Origin of the sequence: Halobaculum sp. EA56, from assembly GCF_051195075.1 — an archaeon.
In the GTDB taxonomy this organism is placed as follows: Archaea; Halobacteriota; Halobacteria; order Halobacteriales; family Haloferacaceae; genus Halobaculum.
In genome coordinates this window covers 1-2,561 of record NZ_JBNTJX010000063.1, presented here as the reverse complement: position 1 = coordinate 2,561, position 2,561 = coordinate 1, and the positions used below count along the sequence as shown (strand labels likewise).

1 protein-coding gene and 1 pseudogene are annotated in these 2,561 nt (G+C 60.1%); both read left to right on the top strand.

The genetic code is table 11. The annotated features are described in order from the left end of the window. Positions 1–194, top strand: a 194-nt coding sequence (locus tag ACQUQ1_RS21895) for a hypothetical protein (protein ID WP_435066317.1), incomplete at its 5' end; no start/stop codon positions are given. Next, positions 187–2,561, top strand: a pseudogene (locus ACQUQ1_RS21890) (conjugal transfer protein); the annotation flags it as partial. The gene ACQUQ1_RS21895 and the pseudogene ACQUQ1_RS21890, both read left to right, overlap by 8 nt.

The window sequence follows — 2,561 nt, the reverse complement described above, 5'->3', positions numbered from 1 at the left end:
AGGTCATCGACTTCGAGCCAACCGAGCAACGGCGAGACTCACTCCCCGGGACTGGTGAGAATGCTGTGGACGCGGAGGTGCAGGCGTTCCAGGACGATATTGAAAGCCGAGCGACCGACAACGGACAACGCCCGCCTGAGCAGACGCCAGCAGAGACTGATGGCGGCGAAACGGGAGGTGACGACGATGCGTGAGTACCTTCGCGTGACGCCAACCTCCGAACGCCTCAATCCGGAGCGTCTGCCGCAGGCACTGGAGAGCCTCCACAAACTGACCTCAACGGACTCGACAGGGCTAGCTGACAAACTCAATCCGCTACATAGCGACACACCGCTACGCTTCGAATTCCTCGCACTCAGCGAGGGGAAAGATGACCCCGTCGAATTCTACTACGGTGCCGACGACCATCTGGATACCCTTGAGAAACGGCTTCGGTCGATCTATCCCGAGACGTTCGACATCGAGCGTACCGAGGTCGACATCGCATCCCGACTCGTACAGCCTGTCGAATTCGACCGCGAGACATTCGTCGAGCACTATGAGTCGGGCGACCTCCAGTACGAATTCGGCCCTGACGAGCAATACGAACGTGGCACTGACGACAACAGTCAAGCGGGGCCAGCAGACGCCGAATCAGTCGCGGATGGAGGAACAGTCGGCAACCAGTCTCCCGACCACTTCATCGAGATCGGCGATACTGCCCTCGAACTCGCCCCACCAGATGCGATTCCCGAGGATGAGCCACTCACGACACTTGCCAAACCAACGGTAACATCGGAGGGGACGATACTCGCGCGGCCAGCGACCGAATCCGTCTCCCCACTCGGCGTGCGGTGGCAAGGGTCGGCAACTCGGAAGCAAGACTGGATGACCTCACTCTCACCATTTACTGCCGACGACGAAGCGGAACTCCCAGCCGTCGATCAGCCAGGAGGTGCGCTCGCGTCGCTCGTCGACCACCTAATGGAGGCGACAGCACCAGTAGCGTTCCAAGTCGTCTTCCAGCGACGCGAGAGCTGGCAGTCCGATGCCGACCTTCGCAAGGAGGACGTCATCGACGGACGGGATACACTCGCCCAGGAGATTATTGGCTCCCTCTTCGAACTCGATGATCAACCGGAGAGTCGGGATAGAAACCAGCTGAGCGACGCGGTTGCAAAACGTGTCGCGGCAATCGAGGCGAAAAATCCGAAGCGGTCGTTCACCGCGAACATCCGAGCAGTCGGGATTCCATCCGGTGGTAACGGTCGCGATGATCTCGATGAGCGGATACAGTCACTTGTCCCAGTATTCGACCCGCTTGACGGGCCGTACTACCAAGTTGCAGCCGAACGAATACGTGACAGCGGCTTGCGGGCAGCCACAAAAGAACGGAACGCACGAGCGGCGCTGCAGCGGCTCTTGGATCGTGAGATCACGACTGGCCGGGGGAAGACCCGACAGGAGTTCGTCCTGAGTGGTCGAGAACTCGCGAACTTCGTACTCGTCCCCTCCTCGGAGCAGCTTACTGTCGAGGGGACACGGGGGACGCGTGCGGAACAGCAGAGTCGGAATCCGTTGCCCCGTCCGCACCAGGACCTTATGGGTGAGTTCCGAGACGGGATGGCAATCGGGTATGCCCTCGACGACACCGGCGAGGCCGAAGACGTGCCGACACACATTCCACCCGGACTGTTGCCCACTCATTACGGCCGGTTCGGAACAACCGGCTCTGGGAAATCGAAAGCCCTCATCAACGATATGCTGTCGCTGTACGACAACACCGAGGGGCCGACGATCCTCATCATCCCGAAGAACGACGATATGGCCCAGAATTATATGCGAGCTCACGCGCGTCGGTTCGGAATGACCGACCTCGAAGAGAACGTCGTCCACTTCCCAATCCCGGACGTCCTCCCCGGGTTCTCGTTTTTCGATCTCGAACCGTCGATGGAGAGCGGACGGCGCCGCGAAGACGCCGTCCAACGGAAGGCCGACCACTACGAAGAGATTTTGAAGCTCGTGATGGGAACCGACCGCTACGAGCGGGCGACTGTGGCCCCGACTCTCATCAAGACACTCATCAAGGCCCTGTTCGACGAGGAATACGGGCGTGAGAACGGGCTATACCGAGCGTCGACGGACTACTTCGCCCACCGACAGCTCGAACACGTCGTCGACCAACTCTGGGAGGCCGGGCCACCGAACGAGAACATCGGCGAGGCCCCACGGTCGAGCGACGAGGAGGTCACGCGGACGATTCGACGGCAACTCCAGTTAGATCCGAACACCTTCGCGAACGTGATGGGTGGTGTCGGAAACCGCCTTGCGTACATTTCTCAGGATACGCACCTGCGGCAGATCTTCAACAATACCGAGAACCAGTTCGACTTTCGGGATGTCCTCGACGAGGATACGGTCATCCTCTTCGACCTCGGTGACCTCCGCGACGATGCCGCCCGGATCATGACCGGTGTGATCCTGACCAATCTCGATGCAGCCCTCAAGGACCGCAAACAGGCGCTCTCCCAGCACTCGGACGACTACGTCGTGAACTTGCTCGTCGACGAGGCAGCATCGGT